Here is a 17845-nt window from a genome sequence, read left to right on the forward strand (position 1 = left end):
CGAGCTATCAATCAAATTGTTTATTGTTATGCCAGCCATCAGTGAGAGTTATTCATGAACCTGTTCCAGCTCCGTGCGTTCGATGCGGTCGCCCGCGAGGGCAGCTTCACCCGGGCCGCCGCGCGGCTGTTCATCAGCCAGCCGGCGGTCACCGGCCACATCAAGGCGTTGGAGGAGCATTACCAGATCACCTTGTTGCGCCGCACCGCGCGACGAGTGGAGTTGACGGAAGAGGGCACCAAACTGGCGGCGATCACCAGGGCCATGTTCGGCCTGGCGGAAGAGGCGCAGGTGATGCTCGAAGCCAACCGACAGTTGCTCACCGGGCGCCTGGAAGTGGCGGCGGACGGGCCGCACATGGTCATGCCGATGCTGGCCAGCCTGCGCGCGCGTTATCCGGGGATCACCGTGAACCTGCGGCTGGGCAATGCCCAGGAAACCCTGGCGGCGTTGCTCTCGGAACATGCCGATGTGGCGGTGCTGACCGAGGTCGAGCCGCGCAAGGGCTTGCATCTGCAGGCCCTGAGCGAATCACGGATCTGCGCGCTGGTGCCGGCAGCTCATCCCTGGGCGCAGCAGCACAAAGGCGTGCCGATCAAGGCGCTGGACCAGGTGATCATGGTGCTGCGCGAGCCGGGTTCGATCACCCGGCGTACGTTCGACGAGGCGTGCGCCCGGGCCACAGTCAACCCGCGGGTGTTGCTGGAGCTGGACAGTCGTGAAGCGGTGACCGAAGCCGTGGCGGCGGAACTGGGGGTGGGCGTGGTGTCGTCGGTGGAAGTCAGCCATGACCCGCGGGTGGTGGCGGTGCCGATCATTGGTGAGGGGTTGGTGAACCGGCACATGATGGGCTGCCTGGAACGGCGGCGGGAATTGCGCCTGATCCAGGCATTTTTCGGCTTGGCGCCAGCCAGATAAACCGCGGCGCACCCTTCGCGAGCAGGATCCGCGGTCGCCGCAGATCTTGTGAACGACGCAAACCTCGTAGGAGCCGGCTTGCCGGCGAAGGCGTCTTCATGGGCGCGGCAAGACTCAAGGCCGCCTTCGCCGCCTAAACCAGACTCCCACGCACCATCTCCAGAAACGTCGCCACCACCCGCCGCGAACTCTGTTCGCGCAAGCACACCAATGTCTCGGTCAATCGCCGAGTGCAATCGGTAATCGGCAACGCACACACCCGCGAATCCGCACCGAACTCGGCAGCCGACACCACCCCTACGCCAATCCCCACCACCACCGCCTCACGCGCCGCTTCCCGGCCTTCGACCTCGATCGCCGGGCGGATGCGAAACCCGGCCCGGGCCATTTCCTCTTCCAGGGTCTGGCGCGTCACCGAGCCGATCTCCCGCAGCACCAGCGGTGTGTCGTCCAGGTCCGCCAGGCAGATGGATTCGCGGTCGGCCCACGGATGATGGCGGGAAACAAACGCCACCATCGGGTCATTGCGCAGCGGCAGACAGATCAGCCGTTCGTCGCTGACATCCCGTCCCAGCAACGCCAGGTCAGCCTGATAGTTGAACAGGCGAAACAGCGATTCATCGGTATTGCCGGTTTCGATTTTCACGCTGATGCCGGGGTAGCGCTCGCAGAATCGGGCAATCTGGGGCAGCACATGCACCGGCGCATCCACCGCCAGAATCAGGCTGCCGGTCTGCAGCGCCTGGGAAGCCTGCAGCAACTCCTGCGCCTCGGCCTCGATGACAAACAAGCGCTGGGTGACGCTCAACAGGCGCTCGCCCAGATCGGTCAGGCGCACCGAGCGTTTATTGCGGTGGAACAACAACACCCCGAAGCGCTCTTCGAGTTTGCGCACTTGGTCGGAAATCGCCGGCTGCGTGAGAAATAGCCGCTCGGCGGCACGGGTGAAGCTTCCGTGAACGGCCACGGCGTGGAAGGCTTTGAGCTGGGAGTGGGAAACCGACATCGAAACCTCCAGTAACAAGCTGAGCTTGTATTGGAAATACGATAAATCGATTTCATTTATTAATCAGAAATTGTTTTTATCGACCACTATGAACAACCCTATCGGCAGTCTCAAACGTTGGCGCGTGCAGATCTTCGTGATCACCTGGCTCGCTTATGCCGCGTTCTATTTCACCCGCAAAGCCTTTTCCGTGGCCAAACTGGGGATCGCCGAAGACCCCGGCTTCACCCTCGACAAATTGGCCATGGCCAACCTCGACGCCATCTACCTCGCTGCTTATGCCATCGGCCAATTCACTTGGGGCATCCTCGCCGATCGCTTCGGGCCCAGGGTCGTGGTGCTCGGTGGCTTGCTGATTTCCGCCGCCGCGGCGCTGGTAATGGGCAGCTTCGCCACATTGCCGATCTTCGCCACCTGCATGTTGATCCAGGGCCTGGCGCAGTCCACCGGATGGTCGGGGTTGTGCAAGAACGTCGGCAGTTTTTTCCCCGCCGAGCAGCGCGGGCGGGTGCTCGGGCTCTGGAGTTCCTGCTACGCCTTCGGCGGTCTGGTGGCCTCGCCGTTCGCCGGCTGGTGGGCCTACACGCTGATCGGCACCTGGCACGCGGCGTTCATTTCCAGCGCGGCGGTGGTCGGCCTGGTAGCGTTGCTGTTCTTCATTTTCCAGCGCAACAAACCCGAGGACGTCGGTCTGCCGGCGGTGGAACCCGAGCCTGAACCGACCGCCGACGAGGCCCACACGCAAAGCACATACAGCGTCCTCGAACCGCTGCGGGAAATCCTGCGCAACCGCACGGTGCTGGTGTTGGGGCTGGCGTACTTTCTGCTGAAACCGGCGCGCTACGCGATCCTGCTCTGGGGCCCTGTGATCGTCTTCGAGCAGATGCCCTCGGTGGGCAAGGTCGGTGCGGCGATCATTCCGACCGCGTTCGAACTGGCCGGGTTGCTCGGGCCGATCCTGCTGGGCCTGGCCTCCGACAAACTGTTCGGCGCCCGGCGCATGCCGGCCTGCGTGATCAGCCTGCTGGCGCTGACCGTGGCCCTGGCGCTGTTCATGGGCGCACTGCACACCGGCAGCGTAGTGCTGGTGGTCGCCCTGTTGTTTGTCATGGGGCTGACCTTGTACGGACCGGACTCCATGATCAGCGGCGCGGCCGCCATCGATTTCGGCACCGCCAAGGCGGGTGCGACGGCCGCCGGGTTCGTCAACGGCTGCGGCTCGGTCGGGGCGATTCTCGGTGGATTGCTGCCGGGCTACTTCGACTCAGTGACCGTGTTCATCGTCTTCGCCGGCTGCGCGCTGTTCTCCGCGCTGGTGTTAGTCCCGCACTGGAACAGCCGCCCGGCTGCCCTGCTGGCCGCAAGTGCAGCAGGGCCGAATCGGCCGCTGAACGTAAAACCCCTGGGTACATAAGGATTGACGCCCATTCAGGTTGCCACAGGCGCTGGCAAGGCCGACTAGCGCTGAATGTCCGAGCGATTCAGCAGCCAGTCAAGCAGCAAGCGCGTGTCGCCGCGCGGTTCACGGGGGCGGGCCGGTTCAGGCGGGTGAATCTGCCCCAGGCCGACACACAGCACCGGCCGGTCCGGATCGCTGTCGAGAAAACTGACGAACACCTCGCTGCCGGCCCTTGGCAGTCTGCCGGGATCGATCCAGCCGTCCGGCGTGGTCACGGCGAGCGGCAGCCAGAGGCCGACGGACTCATCCGCCTCGGCGTGCATCGCTGGCCACAGCCTGACCTGGATCCGGCCGCGATCGTCCAGCTCGGGCGGTTGCCCGGCCGGGCCCAGCACCCGGGCGGGCTGATAGCCCGGAATGCTCGGCCTGGGTTGTTTCAACGCCGGGCGGAATTCCGTTGACCAGGGAATGGCGTTGAACCGATTGCGGTACAGCAGGGCACTGCAATCCCGGGCCGGAGCCGGAGGCTGTCGCCCCTGATGGCGGGTCTCGATGAGCAGCCATTGCTCGTTGAAGCAGGCGAGCGGATGCGCGGTCACCTGGACGATCCGCGCGCTGCGCAGGGCGCCGTGATTGCTCTGGCCATGGACCTGCTGTTGCAGGCAACGCAGGCGCTGCAACTGGCGGCGGCTGCGTTGGCCCTGCTCGGGATCAGGCCTGGCCATCCTCGGTGAAGTCTTGCCGAAGGCATGGTTGGCCGCGCCATCGCCGGCATTCGGCGCGCCACGGTTGCCGGCCTCCCTTCGCGGGTGCGAGGGCAGGGCGTCATGGCGCTGGAACAACTCACTGATCGCCGGCCGCGCAGGTTCCAGCGGGGCGTCCACCTGGAACGGCGTCAACAGCGGCGCCTGGGGGAAACTCAGGCTGTCGTCGGCCAACACCAGCACATGCCCGTCACGGTCATGTTCGAAGTGATAGTGAATGCCTTCTTCTTCGCACAGGCGCTGCAGCAACCCCAGGTCGCTCTCCTCGTACTGAATGCAAAACGGCCGCCGCGGATAGTGCCCGTTCGCCAACTCGAAGCGATAGCTGTCGGCGGGCAGGTCATGCTCCTCCAGCAGCTGTTGCAGGATCATCGGCACGCTGAGGTCATGGAACACCCGGCGGCGGCTGTTGCCGTCCAGTGCCTGCAGGTAGGGCACCAGCACCATGTTGTAACCGACCTGCTGCGCACCGCGGTAGTCGCGACTGGTGCTGTGGAGGATGCCGTGAAAGCCCTGGCCATGCCCCAGGCTGAGGAACAACGGCTGTTGCAACAGCTGGTCGAAGGGCATGGCCGGCGGCAGGCCGATCACCTCGACCTCGAATCGATAGGGCTGGTTGAGGGCTTCATGCCCGCTGAACTGCACCACCTGAAAACTCAAATCGTCCTCGAGCAGTGTCAGGGTGAAGGGGCTTTCCTTGTCGTTGAGCATCGAATGCGCTTCTGCCATGGAGTACAGGCGAAGAGGGTACGAAACCATGGCCTCTTGTAGTCACCGCAAATCGACTTTTCAGAAACGCCCTACAAGCTCCGGTGAAGATGTCGATTCATCACCCGATCCAAGGGGTGGAATTTTTGGTCGATTGCCAACTTTAGGCCGTATAAACTTGCGCAAAGCGTCGGCCAATAGATGTCTCGGCGCCACAGATAAGAGAGTGAGTAATGGGCGCACAGTGGAAGGTTAAACACAAAGAAGCGGCATCCAACGCCAAGGGCAAGATTTTCGGCAAACTGGTGAAAGAGATCACCATTGCCGCGCGCAACGGTGCCGATGTGGCGACCAACGCGCACCTGCGGCTGGTGGTCGAGCAGGCGAAAAAAGCTTCGATGCCCCGGGAAACCCTGGAACGTGCGATCAAGAAAGGCTCGGGCCAGCTGGGCGAGACCGTGCAATACCATCGCGTGACCTACGAAGGTTTCGCCCCGCATCAGGTGCCGCTGATCGTGGAATGCGTGACCGACAACATCAACCGCACCGTCGCTGAAATCCGCGTCGCGTTCCGCAAGGGCCAGCTCGGCGCTTCCGGTTCGGTGGCCTGGGACTTCAACCACGTCGGCATGATCGAAGCGTCCCCGGACAGCCCGGACGCCGATCCGGAAATGGCCGCGATCGAAGCCGGCGCCCAGGATTTCGAGCCGGGTGAAGACGGCGCGACCCTGTTTCTGACCGAGCCTGCGGACCTCGACGCGGTACAGAAAGCCCTGCCGGAGCACGGCTTCACGGTGTTGTCGGCCAAGCTGGGCTACCAGCCGAAGAACCCGGTCAGCGGCCTGAGCGACGAGCAGATGGCAGAAGTCGAGGCGTTCCTCGAAGGCCTGGACAACCATGATGATGTGCAGGATATGTTTGTCGGGTTGGCCGGCTAAACATCAAAAGATCGCAGCCTGCGGCAGCTCCTGCAGGTGTACACAAAACCCTGTAGGAGCGAGCTTGCTCGCGAAAAACTATCTGGCGCATAGGTCTCCCAGGTACAACGCGTCAACGTTAACGACCATCGCGAGCAAGCTCGCTCCTACAGTGAATGGCATCATTGTGGGAGCGGGCTTGCCCGCGATTGACCGCGCAGCGGTCACCAGCTTTTCAACGCCCGCACAATTTCGTCGAACCCAGGCCGCGCCAGCACCTGCGGCTCGCAGCAACGCCGCTGCAAATCCTCCAACCGCCTACGCCCCTCATCGCTCAACCCCGACTCGATTCGCTCCAGCAGTTCCCCCAGCAGAATTCCAAACGCCCGCACCTCGATCCGTTGCAATGCACGGCTTTCCAAGGTGTCCGCAGTGGCATGGAACGACGCCGCACCAAAGTCCCCAAGCAGGCAATCACCCTGCTCGTTCCACAGAATATTGTGGCCATACAGGTCGCCGTGGGTGATGCCCTGGTCGTGCAGATGTTCGGCCGCTTGAGCGATCCCGCTGGCGATCCGCAAGGCCACGCCAGCGCTGAACCGGGTGTCGTTGGCGTAGACGTCCCGGCTGCAGGATTCCAGGCTCGGCAGTCCGGCCAGGTTGCGGTACACCGGATCGATCAGCTCCATCACCAGCCCGGCCTGCGCCTGCGGATGCCCGATAATCCGCCCTTCGATCCGGATCAGGTTGGGGTGCCGGCCTGCGGTGATGCAGGCGTTCATCTCATGCAACGGCGAGCCATCGCTGGTCATTTCGCCTTTGTAGAGTTTGACCGCGACCTGGGTGGCCGGTTGGCCCGGTCGTTCCCAGGTGGCGCGATGAATCACCCCCGAAGCGCCTTCGCCCAGTTGCTGCTCCAGGCGCAGTGCCGACCAGGGGATGCTCGCGACCGATTCCAGCGCGGCCGCATCGGCTTCGGTTTCCAGCGGGTTACCGGCGTAGGCCAGCCAGGCCAGGCTCGGCAGGGTCAGCAACCAATCGGGCAGTTCGGTCAACCGGTTGGCGGCGATGCGGATCAGCTCGAGTCGATGACAATGAGCCAGGCTTTCAGGCAAACGCTGCAAGCGGTTGCCGGACAGCATCAGTTTTTGCAGGTGCGGGCGTTGACCCAACTCGGTCGGCAGTTCACTGAGGTGGTTGTCGGTCAGGATCAGCCATCGCAATAGCGGTGGCAGCGCCGCGCCTGGCACTGTTGCGATGCGATTGGCCTTGAAGCCGACCATGGTCAGCGCGGTACATTGACCGAGGCAGGCGGGGAGTTCGGTGAACTGGTTGTCCGAGCAGAACAGCACCCGCAAACGATTGAGCCGGTGCAAGTCATCCGGCAGCCGGCTCAAGGCGTTGCCGCTGAGGTTGAGCACCTCCAGCGAGTCCGCCAGGTCGAAGATTTCCCGGGGAAACTCCGTCAGGCCGCAGGCCAGATCGAGGCGGGTGACGCCCGACAATTGGCCGGCGCGCAGTTGGGCAAGGGTGTCCATGAACAGATTCGCTATTGATCGAGGGGAGGGCGCGGTGCCCTGGGAATGGGCGACATGATAGCGGCAACTTCCACCAACTGCCCCAACCGACTCCGCGTCCGCGCCAGATCAATCGCGTCGCCCCCCAGGCTTTCCCGCAACGACCGCTGTCCCAGCAGCACCAGATGCTTGTCCTGATCGTACAAAACATCCACCAGATTGATAAACCGCTGCTGAGCCGCCATGGAACACTCAGCGAGATTGGGCAATTCATCGATCACCCAGTGATCGAAACGCCGGCACAGCTCCAGGTAATCCATGACCGCGGTGGGGTGGTCGCACAGGTCGCCAAAGGTCAAGCCAATGGTTCGCCCTTCGCAGTATCGGGCCCGCAGATGCCGTGTGCCGACGGCCACCGCCAGCGCGGGAGCGCCAGGCTCGGGCAGGTTCAAGGCCCGACGTTGCGCCAGCGTGGCCGGCCAGACGTAATGGCCCTGGGTAAACACCTGCTGGGCGTGGGTTCGCGCCTGGCTGCGGTAGTCATGGGGGCCGCCGACCTCCATGACCTGCATTCGCGTGTTGATCAGGTCGATCACCGGTTTGAAGCGCGCATGGTACAGCGGGTTGGGCAGCAGGCCCTCGGGTGGGTAATTGGAGGTGACCATCAGCAGGATGCCCCGGCGGAACAGCGCCTTGAACAGCCGCGCAATGAGCATCGCATCGCCGATGTCGTGAACGTGAAACTCGTCGAAACACAGCACCCGGCAGTCGAGCAGCAGCTCATCGAGCGTGGCCGCCAGTGCATCGGGCTGCTCGCGATGACTGAACATGCCTTGATGCAGTTGCGCAAAGAACTGATGGAAGTGCAGGCGCTGTTTTTCCGCGATCGGCAGCGCCTGGAAAAACCCGTCGAGCAGCCAGCTCTTGCCGCGCCCCACCGCGCCGTGCAGGTACAGGCCGGGCAGGGTATGCGCCGAGGACCCGAGCAACATCGTGGCGTGCTGCGCCATGCAGTCGATCACTCGCTGCTGGCTGTGGCTGAGGGTATAGCCCTGGGCATGCGCCTTGTGGTGAAAGTAATCGTGGATCACGCGACCGGTCGCGGTACAGGACGCAGGCGATGCCTTGCCGAAAATGCGGCGCAACGCAAGCCAGCGTGGCGTGAGTCGCGAACGGTTGGGCGGTCGAACAGCCACTGTAATGTCACCCCGTAAATGGTCAGGCCGGCTCCCCCGAGCGGCGGCGGCCTAGTGTACCCAAAGGGCGAACAACCCGACCACCGCGCCGTACACGGCCCCCTGTAGGAGCTGGCCATGATTTTTGTGCTCGGCGCAGACCCCCTGTAGGAGCTGGCTTGCCAGCGAAGGCGTCATATCAGCCAATCCATCTGTCGATTGACACACCGCTTTCGCTGGCAAGCCAGCTCCTACAGTTGATGGGGGCTGGCCACACTTTTTGTGCCCGGCACAGACCCCCTGTAGGCGCTGGCTTGCCAGCGAAGGCGTCATATCAGCCAAAACATCTGTCGACTGACACACCGCCTTCGCTGGCAAGCCAGCTCCTACAGTTGATGGGGGCTGGCCACATTTTTTGTGCCCGGCGCAGACCCCCTGTAGGCGCTGGCTTGCCAGCGAAGGCGTCATATCAGCCAATACATCTGTCGACTGACTCACCGCTTTCGCTGGCAAGCCAGCTCCTACAGTTGATGGGGGCTGGCCACGCTTTTTGTGCCCGGCACAGATCCCCTGTAGGAGCTGGCCACACTTTTTGTGCCCGGCACAGACCCCCTGTAGGAGCTGGCTTGCCAGCGAATGCGTCATATCAGCCAAAACATCTGTCGACTGACTCACCGCTTTCGCTGGCAAGCCAGCTCCTACAGTTGATGGGGGCTGGCCACGCTTTTTGTGCCCGGTACAGACCCCCTGTAGGAGCTGGCTTGCCAGCGAAGGCGTCATATCAGGCAATACATCTGTCGACTGACACACCGCCTTCGCTGGCAAGCCAGCTCCTACAGTTGATGGGGGCTGGCCACGCTTTTTGTGCCCGGCACAGATCCCCTGTAGGAGCTGGCTTGCCAGCGAAGGCGTCATATCAGCCAATACATCTGTCGACTGACACACCGCTTTCGCTGGCAAGCCAGCTCCTACAGTTGATGGGGGCTGGCCACGCTTTTTGTGCCCGGCACAGATCCCCTGTAGGAGCTGGGGGCTGGTCATGATTTTTGTGCTCGGCGCAGACCCCCTTTGTGGGGGTCAGAACTGCACGGTCTGCTTGAGCATCTGCGCTGCCGGCGTGTCGCTTGGGCTGACCATCGCATAGTTATACCCACCCCCCGACCAATACTCCGCCTGCAACTCGCCATCGCGGCGACTGCCCCGGGGCAGCAGGAAGTTTTTCGGCCCTGGCGGCCGTACGTAAAAGCTGATCTTGTGCCCGCCCTGATCCTCATACACCACCATCGCCGCCGGCCCTTGCTCGGTGCTGAGCAAGCGTCCGCTGGCTGGTTTGAAGCCCGCGGCCGAGAGGTCAGGCAAGCGATGGGCCTGGGTGAAATAGCGGTCGAGCCAGCCCTGCATATCGCCTTCGTCACCGGCTTTGTAGTCAGCCGGCAAAATGCCCTGCTGGGCAATCAGGCGATAGGCTTGCAGGGCATCGGTCATCGGCAGCGGGGCACCGACCAGGGTCATCTCCCGCGCCTGCCAACCGCTGAACCCGCCGACACTGACCGCAATCAACAGCACCGCGGCGCTCGCCAGGTGACGACGGGTTTGCCGTGTGCGGCGCTGGCGAATCAGCGCCGGGTCGAGGTCCGGGTTGGCCGGCCGCTGCAAGGCGCCGCTCAGGGCGGCGCGCAATAGTTGGGCGTCCTGTTGCCAGGCCCGTACCTGGGCGGCCACTTCAGCGTTGCCGGCCAGAAAGGTCTCCACCTGACGTCGCTCGTCATCGCTCAATTGGTGGTCGACATAGGCGTGCAGGTCCCGCTCGCTTGGGGGCATGCTGATCATTTGAGTCTCCGCAGGGAAGGACGGGCGATTTCGCCATCGCTGAGCTGGCGCAAGGCCTGCCGCGCCCGGGACAGGCGCGACATCACGGTACCGACGGGGACATCGAGGATCTCGGCGACCTCCTTGTAGCTCAAGCCCTCGACCGAAACCCAGAGCAGCAGGGCGCGCTGTTCGGTGTTGAGCCGATCGAAGGCCTGCAGGGTCGATTGCGCGATCACGGTGCGCTCGACCGAGGGCTGCGCATCATCGCGTCCGGTAAAGAATTCGAGCATCCGCGCATAACGCCGGGAGCGCCGGTGCGCATCGAGAAACTGCCGGTACAGAATCGAAAACAACCAGGCACGCAGATCGCCCTCGGGACGTTTGTCGCCCCAGCTCGACAGCGCGCGCTCAAGGCAGCACTGCACCAGATCGTCGGCGCTGCTGGGATTGCGGGTCAATGACACCGCGAATCGTCGCAGCCGGGGAATGATTTCTCGCAGTTGTTCGTCGATATCGTTCATGAAGGCCTGGCCAGTCACTACGCTGGACTAGGAAGACGCCCGGCCCCCGAGGTTATTCCACGCCTGAAAAAATAAATACCGGGCCATGGAATAAACCTGCACCGGGTGCGTCTGCTTGATTCTTCTCACTTGTGGCCGCTGGCCCAGGAGTCTTTCATGGTAGATCGCTCATCACCGCCGACCCGGCCACCCTTGAGTGCCGCGAGCCTGACGTTGCGCCTGGCCGGTATTGCCGTGGTGGTCGCCGCAGTGGCCGGGGCCTTTGCCTACGTCAACGGCACCCTCGATCCACAACGTCTGACCCCGAAAAAGCTGATCAATGTGCTGGAAACCAACAACGGCGTGCACCCGGGCTTCCGCCGTAATCACTCCAAAGGCGTGTGCGTGATCGGCCACTTCGAGAGCAGCGGCGAGGCGCGTGCCTACTCCAGCGCCCAGGTGTTCAAGGATCCGCAAACCCCGGTGGTCGGACGTTTCGCCTTGCCGGCCGGTAACCCTTATGCCCCGGACAATAGCGTGCCGATCCGCAGCCTGGCGCTGCGTTTCACCCAGGCCAACGGTCAACAGTGGCGCACCGGGATGAACAGCATGCCGGTGTTCCCGGTGGGCACGCCCGAGGCGTTCTATCAATTCCAACAGGCGCAGTCGCCGGACCCGGCCACCGGCAAACCCAAACCTGGCGCCGTGCCGGCGTTCTTCGGTGCGCACCCTGAATCGGCACCCTTCCTGGCCTGGGTCAAAACCGCCAAGCCCTCCGCCAGCTACGTGACCGAAACCTACAACAGCGTCAACGCGTTTTACCTGGTGAACGCGGCCGGGCAGCGGCAAGCGGTGCGCTGGAGCATGGTGCCGGTGGCGCAGGATGCGCCTGGTGCCACGGCGCCGGAGGGCGGCGACTTCCTCGAGAAAGACCTGGTCCAGCGGATCGCCGCAGGGCCGTTGCGTTGGCAGTTGAACATCACCCTGGCCAACCCCGGCGACCCGGTCAACGACGCCAGCAAGGCCTGGCCTGGCGATCGCAAAGTGGTCAACGCCGGCACCCTGGTGCTCCAGAGCACCCAGCCGCAACTCAATGGCGAATGCCGTGACATCAACTATGACCCGCTGATATTGCCCGCCGGTATCGAAGGGTCCGACGACCCGCTGCTCGCTGCGCGTTCAGCCGGTTACGCCAAATCCTACCTGCGTCGCACCAGCGAAGTCAGTCAGTTGCCCGCCGCTAAACAGGAGTCTGGTCAATGAGCGCTCATCCAAACCATTTCGCGCCGCTGGCGCGACTGCTGCACTGGCTGATGGCGCTGATGGTCATTGCCATGCTGTTCATCGGCGCAGGCATGGCCGCCTCGGTATCCGAACGTCATGAGTGGCTGATCAATCTTCATAAACCTTTGGGCGTGGCCATTCTGTTGCTGGTGATCGTGCGCATCGTCGTGCGCTTTTCGACGCGACAGCCGCCACTGCCGGCGGACCTGCCAGGTTGGCAAGTGCTGGCGGCCAAGGCCTCGCACTTGTTGCTGTACGCCTTGATGCTGATCTTGCCGCTGCTGGGCTGGGCGATGATTTCGGCGGCGGGAGACCCGGTGATGCTCAGCAGCTCGGTGCAATTGCCGTCGATCGTGCCGGCCAATGCGCAGCTGTTTGCGTTCCTGCGCAAGGCGCACGGCTACCTGGCGTATCTGCTGTTCCTGACGGTGTTGTTGCACCTGGCCGCAGCTTTGTTCCACGCCTGGGTACGTCGCGACGATGTGCTGGACAGCATGTTGCGCGGCAAAGACCGCACCTGATCCCTCACCGCACCCCCTGTAGGAGCTGGCTTGCCAGCGAAGGCGGCCTCAAGCCATGCATCGCCCATGAAGACGCCTTCGCCGGCAAGCCGGCTCCTACAGGGTTCGGCGTTTTTCGCAAAAGGCCTGTACATCGGTGACAGGGTTTGGCGTTTACCACCATTCTTCTGTACACCGCTGATCATGTAGGAGCTGGCTTGCCAGCGAAGGCGGCCTCAAGCCCTGCATCGCCCATGAAGACGCCTTCGCCGGCAAGCCGGCTCCTACAGGGTTCGGCGTTTTTCGCAAAAGGCCTGTACATCGGTGACAGGGTTTGGCGTTTACCACCATTCTTCTGTACACCGCTGATCATGTAGGAGCTGGCTTGCCAGCGAAGGCGGCCTCAAGCCCTGCATCGCCCATGAGGACGCCTTCGCCGGCAAGCCGGCTCCTACAGGGTTCGGCGTTTTTCGCAAAAGGCCTGTACATCGGTGACAGGGTTTGGCGTTTACCACCATTCTTCTGTACACCGCTGATCATGTAGGAGCTGGCTTGCCAGCGAAGGCGGCCTCAAGCCATGCATCGCCCATGAAGACGCCTTCGCCGGCAAGCCGGCTCCTACAGGGTTCGGCGTTTTTCGCAAAAGGCCTGTACATCGGTGACAGGGTTTGGCGTTTACCACCATTCTTCTGTACACCGCTGATCATGTAGGAGCTGGCTTGCCAGCGAAGGCGGCCTCAAGCCCTGCATCGCCCATGAAGACGCCTTCGCCGGCAAGCCGGCTCCTACAGGGTTCGGCGTTTTTCGCAAAAGGCCTGTACATCGGTGACAGGGTTTGGCGTTTACCACCATTCTTCTGTACACCGCTGATCATGTAGGAGCTGGCTTGCCAGCGAAGGCGGCCTCAAGCCCTGCATCGCCCATGAGGACGCCTTCGCCGGCAAGCCGGCTCCTACAGGGTTCGGCGTTTTTCGCAAAAGGCCTGTACATCGGTGACAGGGTTTGGCGTTTACCACCATTCTTCTGTACACCGCTGATCATGTAGGAGCTGGCTTGCCAGCGAAGGCGGCCTCAAGCCCTGCATCGCCCATGAGGACGCCTTCGCCGGCAAGCCGAGCTCTACAACCATACGGCATCCCATAACGGGTAATCATGCACGCGCCTGACGAGCCCAGCTCGCAAGGGATTGGCGATAATATAACGGGCCGCCGTCAACAGATTTTCCTCACGGCGGAGCGCGCGATCATGGAAGCCTTTTTGCCAAAACCGGCCCGAGCGCCCCAAATAAGCATTGATCTCTCTCGCGCTGCGGGATTTAGTCGCAAGCATCAACTGCGCCAGCGTGCTGTTCTGCAGTTCGACCAGCCAGTGAAAGTGATCGGGCATCACTACCCAGGCCAGGGAATCGGCGTATCCCTCTGTTTGAACATGACGAAATTGATTCACCACCAAACGTCCCGCTCGCCAATCGCTGAAAACGGGTTCGCGCAAATGGGTGACGGCAGTAAGCAGATAGATTTGTCCGGACTGGGAGTAACGCCCGGTGCGCAGTTGATTTGCGTGGGAACGAGTGGGCATTCCTTTGCCCTCCTGTGTAGGTAGAAAAGAACAAGGCTAGCGCGCAGATAACTTAATTCCGAAAAGGTTTGGGTCTGGATGTATCAGCCTCAACACCTTCGCTCGCGTTATCGCAATCCATCTGTACGCAGTTGACGATATTTGGCGTTGACCACAATCCATCTGCACACGCTGATCATGTAGGAGCTGGCTTGCCAGCGAAGGCGGCCTCAAGCCATGCACCGCCCATGGAGACGCCTTCGCCGGCAAGCCGGCTCCTACAGGGTTCGGCGTTTTCGCAATCCATCTGTACGCAGGTGACAGGGTTCGGCGTTATCGCAATCCATCTGTGCGCAGGTGACAGGGTTCGGCTTTTTTTCAATCCATCTGTACGCAGTTGACGATATTTGGCGTTGACCACAATCCATTTGCACACGCTGATCATGTAGGAGCTGGCTTGCCAGCGAAGGCGGCCTCAAGCCCTGCATCGCCCATGAAGACGCCTTCGCCGGCAAGCCGGCTCCTACAGAGGGCGAGGTGAAGCCACCTCTCGCGGTTGGTCGTTGGTGGCCAATGTTCGCCACCAATAGATCAACGCCACGGCATTGATGCCTGCGCCCAGCAGGCACACGCCAAGCCACCCGCCCCAGGCGTACATCGCCGTCGAACCGATGGAGCCCAAGGCGCTGCCGATCGAATAAAACACCATGTAGCCGGCAGTCAGTCGGCTCTGGGCTTCGGGGCGCACGCCGTAGATCATGCTCTGGCTGGTGACATGCACCGCCTGCAGCCCCAAATCCAGGGTAATCACCCCCAGCAGCAACGCCCACAACGAAGAGTGGGTGAGGGCGATCGGCAGCCACGAGAGCAGCATCAACAGCAGCGACAATCCACTGGTCCATTGCCCCAGGCCACGATCGGCCAGATGCCCGGCACGGGCGGCGGCCAGCGCGCCGGCGGCGCCTGCCAGGCCGAACAAGCCGATTTGAGTGTGGGACAACGACAGCGGCGGGGCGCTCAACGGCAGCACCATGGGCGTCCACAGCACCATGGCGCTGGCGAACGTCAACAGCGCCAGCACCACCCGTTGCCGCAGCACCGGTTCTTCCCTGAACAACGTAAACACCGATCCGATCAAAGCGCCGTAGGCACTGGCAGGTTGCGCCTGTTCATGCCGGGGCAGCACGCGAAACAGCAGCAGTGCCATCACCAGGGTCAGACCGGCCGACAACAGATAGACCGACCGCCAACCGGCCAGATCAGCCATACCGCCGGCCACCGTCCGGGCCAGCAGAATGCCGACCACGATCCCGCTGGTGACCACGCCCACCACCCGTCCTCGCTGCGCCGGTATGGCCAGTGTGGCGGCGTAGGCCACCAGCACTTGCGTGACCACGGCCAGCAGTCCGGTCAGGGTCATTCCCAGCAACAGCCAGACACTGTTCGGCGCCCACGCGATCATCAGCAGCGCCAGCGCCGACAGCAAGGTTTGCGTGACGATCAAGCGCCGACGATTGAGCAGATCCCCCAGCGGCACCAGCAGCAACAGACCGAGGCCGTAACCGACCTGAGTCAGGGTAACGACGATGCCGACGGTGGCAGGCGCGATGGCAAACGCCTGGGCCATGGCATCCAGCAGCGGCTGTGCGTAGTAGACATTACCGACGGCCAGGCCGCAGGCGACGGCAAACAGCAGCACCACGGTGCGGCTCAATGGCTGGTCATGTTTCATCACCGGTCTCCTTGGGTGGTTTCAAAGTGAAACCAGTTGTACGGTAAGGAAACCGGTTTTATATTGCAACTACATAATCTGGGTGACCGCGAACATGGCCAAACGTACAAGCATGGAAGGCGCCGAATGCCCGGTGGCCCGTTCCGTCGAGGCCATTGGCGATGGCTGGTCGCTGCTGATCGTGCGCGATGCCTTCGATGGCATTCGCCGGTTCGGTGAATTCCAGCGCAGTCTGGGGATGGCCAAGAACATATTGTCGGCGCGTTTGCGCGCGCTGGTGGCCAACGGGATTTTCGATCTGGTGCCGGCGTCGGACGGCAGCGCGTATCAGGAATACGTGCTGACAGAGAAGGGCAAGGGGTTGTTTGCGCTGATCATCGGATTGCGGCAATGGGGCGAGGCGTTTTTCTTCGAGGAGGGAGAGGCGCACTCGCGGCTGGTTGATCGGGAGAGCGGTCGGCCTTTGCAGACGCTGGAACCGCGTGCCGAGGATGGGCGTTTGCTGGGGCCGGAGGATTGCGTACGCATAGCGGCCGAGTGAACGTCAGAAAGATCGCAGCCGTATTCCACCTGCGGGAGCGAGCAGGCTCGCTCCCACATTTTGATCAGCATTGCTCACATGTTTTGTGTCCGACACAAACCCCTGTAGGAGCTGGCTTGCCAGCGAAAGCGGTGGGTCAGGCAACATTTTTTTCATCTGGAAGGACGCCTTCGCTGGCAAGCCAGCTCCTACAGGGGCAGCGTGCAGCCATTTCAATCGGTTGGTCGTTGGTGGCCAGTGTTCGCCACCAATAGATCAGCGCAAGCTATCGACCATATCAGCCACCGTCGTCAGCACATCCTTGCCCAACTGCTTCGACCGTTTCCCCGACCACCCCGTCAACGCATTCGGCGCATCATTGTTGTCCTTGAACGGCATTTCCAGCGTCAGCGACAAACAATCGAATTTCTCCCCGACGGCGTTGCAAGCCAAGGTCATATTGGCCTTGCCCGGCAGATCGCGGGTATAGCCATGCCTGGTCTGGAAATCCTTGGTCTGGTGCTTCAGATGGCTGCGGAACTGTTCTTCGAGTTTCTCGATCCGCGGCGTGTAACCCGGGTTGCCTTCGCAACCGGCGGTGAACACATAAGGAATCTCCTCATCGCCATGGATGTCGAGAAACAGGTCGACCCCGTACTGCTCCATCTGCTGTTGCACGAACAGCACTTCCGGGCTCAGTTCCTGGCTCGCACTCTGCCACGCGCGGTTCAGGTCCTGGCCCATGGCGTTGGTGCGCAAGTGACCGTGGAAGGCGCCGTCCGGGTTCATGTTCGGCACCAGGTACAGGTCGGCGCTGGCCAGCAATTTTTGCAGCACAGGATCGTCATGCCGTTCGAGGCGTTCGATCACGCCTTCCATGAACCACTCGGCCATGTGTTCGCCAGGGTGTTGCTGGGCAATGATCCACACCTTGCGTCGGCCTTCGGCGCCCGTGCCTTTGCGCAGCAGCTGGATGTCCCGACCTTCGACGCTTTTACCGGTGGCCAGCAGCTCGGTGCCGGCCTTGGTCAGCGCCTGCTCGATCAGCCAGTCATGGCGACCGCGGCTATAGGGTTCGAAGTAGGCAAACCAGGCGTGGGTGGCGGTGGTTTCCAGGCTGAAACGCAGGCAATCGCCCTCGAAGATGGTCGGCACGCGGAACCAGTTGACGTGGTCATAGGACGCCACTGCCTGATAACCGTCCCAGGCCTTGTTGTACGAGGATTTGCTCGCATTGTTCAGGCGGAACCAGTGCTCCTGGCCGACATGCAGGCCGCTGGCCTTGAAGTGAAACCACTGGAAGTGCTGACTGCGGGTGTCCGGCCGGATGGCCAGCAACGCCTGGAGCGGGTTGCTGATATCGAGCACTTCAATGTTGCCGCTGTCGAAGTTGGCGCTGATGTCGAGCGAGGATTTGGCCACGGTCATAGTCGATTCCTGAATATGATTTTTATGGCTGGTACTTTACACGCTGGGAAGGGAAAAACCGGGGGAAATTGCGGGCTGGAAAGGGGGGCGTCGTCCTTGACGCCGAGG

Annotated in this window: 15 protein-coding genes; 6 read left to right on the forward strand and 9 right to left on the reverse strand. The window is 62.3% G+C overall.

Features of this window, described 5'->3' with window-relative positions; all coding sequences use genetic code 11:
* Window positions 1-54 precede the first annotated feature (54 nt).
* Window positions 55-918: a LysR substrate-binding domain-containing protein gene (locus ELQ88_RS11195; RefSeq protein WP_138965039.1), complete on the forward strand. Its 864-nt coding sequence runs from the start codon at window positions 55-57 to the stop codon at window positions 916-918.
* Window positions 919-1051: 133 nt separating this feature from the next.
* Here the strand turns inward: ELQ88_RS11195 and ELQ88_RS11200 are convergent, their stop codons facing one another.
* The gene (locus ELQ88_RS11200; protein ID WP_138965041.1) at window positions 1052-1924 is read right to left on the reverse strand and encodes a LysR family transcriptional regulator; all 873 of its coding nucleotides are present in this window, start codon (window positions 1922-1924) and stop codon (window positions 1052-1054) included.
* 88 nt (window positions 1925-2012) lie between these two features.
* Here ELQ88_RS11200 and ELQ88_RS11205 point away from each other — a divergent pair, with 88 nt between their 5' ends.
* Window positions 2013-3338, forward strand: coding sequence for an MFS transporter (locus tag ELQ88_RS11205; RefSeq protein WP_138965043.1), 1326 nt, complete (start codon window positions 2013-2015; stop codon window positions 3336-3338).
* A 44-nt stretch (window positions 3339-3382) separates the two neighbouring features.
* On the opposite strand, the gene tssI is transcribed toward ELQ88_RS11205, so the two are convergent.
* Window positions 3383-4798, reverse strand: a complete 1416-nt coding sequence (gene tssI / locus ELQ88_RS11210) for a type VI secretion system tip protein TssI/VgrG (RefSeq protein WP_138969494.1) — start codon at window positions 4796-4798, stop codon at window positions 3383-3385.
* Window positions 4799-5028: 230 nt separating this feature from the next.
* Between tssI and ELQ88_RS11215 the strand changes: the two genes are divergently transcribed.
* Entirely contained in the window at window positions 5029-5733 is a 705-nt protein-coding gene (locus tag ELQ88_RS11215; RefSeq protein WP_138965045.1) for a YebC/PmpR family DNA-binding transcriptional regulator, read from the forward strand.
* 203 nt (window positions 5734-5936) lie between these two features.
* Here the strand turns inward: ELQ88_RS11215 and ELQ88_RS11220 are convergent, their stop codons facing one another.
* The 4 genes from ELQ88_RS11220 to ELQ88_RS11235 all read right to left on the reverse strand — a co-directional run bounded on the left by ELQ88_RS11220 (window position 5937) and on the right by ELQ88_RS11235 (window position 10737).
* Window positions 5937-7250, reverse strand: a complete 1314-nt coding sequence (locus tag ELQ88_RS11220) for a protein kinase (protein ID WP_138965047.1) — start codon at window positions 7248-7250, stop codon at window positions 5937-5939.
* Window positions 7251-7261: 11 nt separating this feature from the next.
* Window positions 7262-8425: a cell division protein ZapE gene (gene zapE / locus ELQ88_RS11225; RefSeq protein ID WP_138965049.1), complete on the reverse strand. Its 1164-nt coding sequence runs from the start codon at window positions 8423-8425 to the stop codon at window positions 7262-7264.
* Between the two features lie 1056 nt (window positions 8426-9481).
* Window positions 9482-10234, reverse strand: a complete 753-nt coding sequence (locus ELQ88_RS11230; protein ID WP_138965051.1) for an anti-sigma factor — start codon at window positions 10232-10234, stop codon at window positions 9482-9484.
* Window positions 10231-10737: a sigma-70 family RNA polymerase sigma factor gene (locus tag ELQ88_RS11235; RefSeq protein ID WP_138965053.1), complete on the reverse strand. Its 507-nt coding sequence runs from the start codon at window positions 10735-10737 to the stop codon at window positions 10231-10233. Before ELQ88_RS11235 ends, ELQ88_RS11230 begins: the two co-directional genes overlap by 4 nt.
* Window positions 10738-10893: 156 nt before the next feature.
* Between ELQ88_RS11235 and ELQ88_RS11240 the strand changes: the two genes are divergently transcribed.
* Both ELQ88_RS11240 and ELQ88_RS11245 read left to right on the forward strand, forming a co-directional pair.
* Entirely contained in the window at window positions 10894-11979 is a 1086-nt protein-coding gene (locus ELQ88_RS11240) for a catalase family peroxidase (RefSeq protein WP_138965055.1), read from the forward strand.
* Window positions 11976-12521 carry a cytochrome b gene (locus tag ELQ88_RS11245; RefSeq protein WP_138965057.1) on the forward strand — a complete coding sequence of 182 codons (546 nt, stop codon included), beginning with the start codon at window positions 11976-11978 and terminating at the stop codon, window positions 12519-12521. Before ELQ88_RS11240 ends, ELQ88_RS11245 begins: the two co-directional genes overlap by 4 nt.
* Window positions 12522-13619: 1098 nt before the next feature.
* Here the strand turns inward: ELQ88_RS11245 and ELQ88_RS11260 are convergent.
* On the reverse strand, window positions 13620-14078 hold the full coding sequence (locus ELQ88_RS11260) for a transposase (RefSeq protein WP_128869488.1): 459 nt from the start codon (window positions 14076-14078) through the stop codon (window positions 13620-13622).
* 502 nt (window positions 14079-14580) lie between these two features.
* The gene (locus ELQ88_RS11265) at window positions 14581-15789 is read right to left on the reverse strand and encodes an MFS transporter (protein WP_138965059.1); all 1209 of its coding nucleotides are present in this window, start codon (window positions 15787-15789) and stop codon (window positions 14581-14583) included.
* Window positions 15790-15883: 94 nt separating this feature from the next.
* Between ELQ88_RS11265 and ELQ88_RS11270 the strand changes: the two genes are divergently transcribed.
* Entirely contained in the window at window positions 15884-16330 is a 447-nt protein-coding gene (locus tag ELQ88_RS11270; protein ID WP_128869486.1) for a helix-turn-helix domain-containing protein, read from the forward strand.
* A gap of 255 nt (window positions 16331-16585) precedes the next feature.
* Here the strand turns inward: ELQ88_RS11270 and ELQ88_RS11275 are convergent, their stop codons facing one another.
* Window positions 16586-17737 (reverse strand): M14-type cytosolic carboxypeptidase, encoded by a 1152-nt coding sequence (locus ELQ88_RS11275; RefSeq protein WP_128869485.1) that lies wholly within the window; start codon window positions 17735-17737, stop codon window positions 16586-16588.
* Window positions 17738-17845 lie beyond the last annotated feature (108 nt).

It is taken from the genome of Pseudomonas sp. MPC6 (assembly GCF_006094435.1).
In the GTDB taxonomy this organism is placed as follows: domain Bacteria; phylum Pseudomonadota; class Gammaproteobacteria; order Pseudomonadales; family Pseudomonadaceae; genus Aquipseudomonas.

Coding starts and splice junctions, on each gene's coding strand:
- ELQ88_RS11195 (WP_138965039.1), top strand. CDS start 55: ATGAACCTGTTCCAGCTCCGTGCGTTCGATGCGGTCGCCCGCGAGGGC.
- ELQ88_RS11200 (WP_138965041.1), bottom strand. CDS start 1,924: ATGTCGGTTTCCCACTCCCAGCTCAAAGCCTTCCACGCCGTGGCCGTT.
- ELQ88_RS11205 (WP_138965043.1), top strand. CDS start 2,013: ATGAACAACCCTATCGGCAGTCTCAAACGTTGGCGCGTGCAGATCTTC.
- tssI (WP_138969494.1), bottom strand. CDS start 4,798: ATGCTCAACGACAAGGAAAGCCCCTTCACCCTGACACTGCTCGAGGAC.
- ELQ88_RS11215 (WP_138965045.1), top strand. CDS start 5,029: ATGGGCGCACAGTGGAAGGTTAAACACAAAGAAGCGGCATCCAACGCC.
- ELQ88_RS11220 (WP_138965047.1), bottom strand. CDS start 7,250: ATGGACACCCTTGCCCAACTGCGCGCCGGCCAATTGTCGGGCGTCACC.
- ELQ88_RS11230 (WP_138965051.1), bottom strand. CDS start 10,234: ATGATCAGCATGCCCCCAAGCGAGCGGGACCTGCACGCCTATGTCGAC.
- ELQ88_RS11235 (WP_138965053.1), bottom strand. CDS start 10,737: ATGAACGATATCGACGAACAACTGCGAGAAATCATTCCCCGGCTGCGA.
- ELQ88_RS11240 (WP_138965055.1), top strand. CDS start 10,894: ATGGTAGATCGCTCATCACCGCCGACCCGGCCACCCTTGAGTGCCGCG.
- ELQ88_RS11245 (WP_138965057.1), top strand. CDS start 11,976: ATGAGCGCTCATCCAAACCATTTCGCGCCGCTGGCGCGACTGCTGCAC.
- ELQ88_RS11260 (WP_128869488.1), bottom strand. CDS start 14,078: ATGCCCACTCGTTCCCACGCAAATCAACTGCGCACCGGGCGTTACTCC.
- ELQ88_RS11265 (WP_138965059.1), bottom strand. CDS start 15,789: ATGAAACATGACCAGCCATTGAGCCGCACCGTGGTGCTGCTGTTTGCC.
- ELQ88_RS11270 (WP_128869486.1), top strand. CDS start 15,884: ATGGCCAAACGTACAAGCATGGAAGGCGCCGAATGCCCGGTGGCCCGT.
- ELQ88_RS11275 (WP_128869485.1), bottom strand. CDS start 17,737: ATGACCGTGGCCAAATCCTCGCTCGACATCAGCGCCAACTTCGACAGC.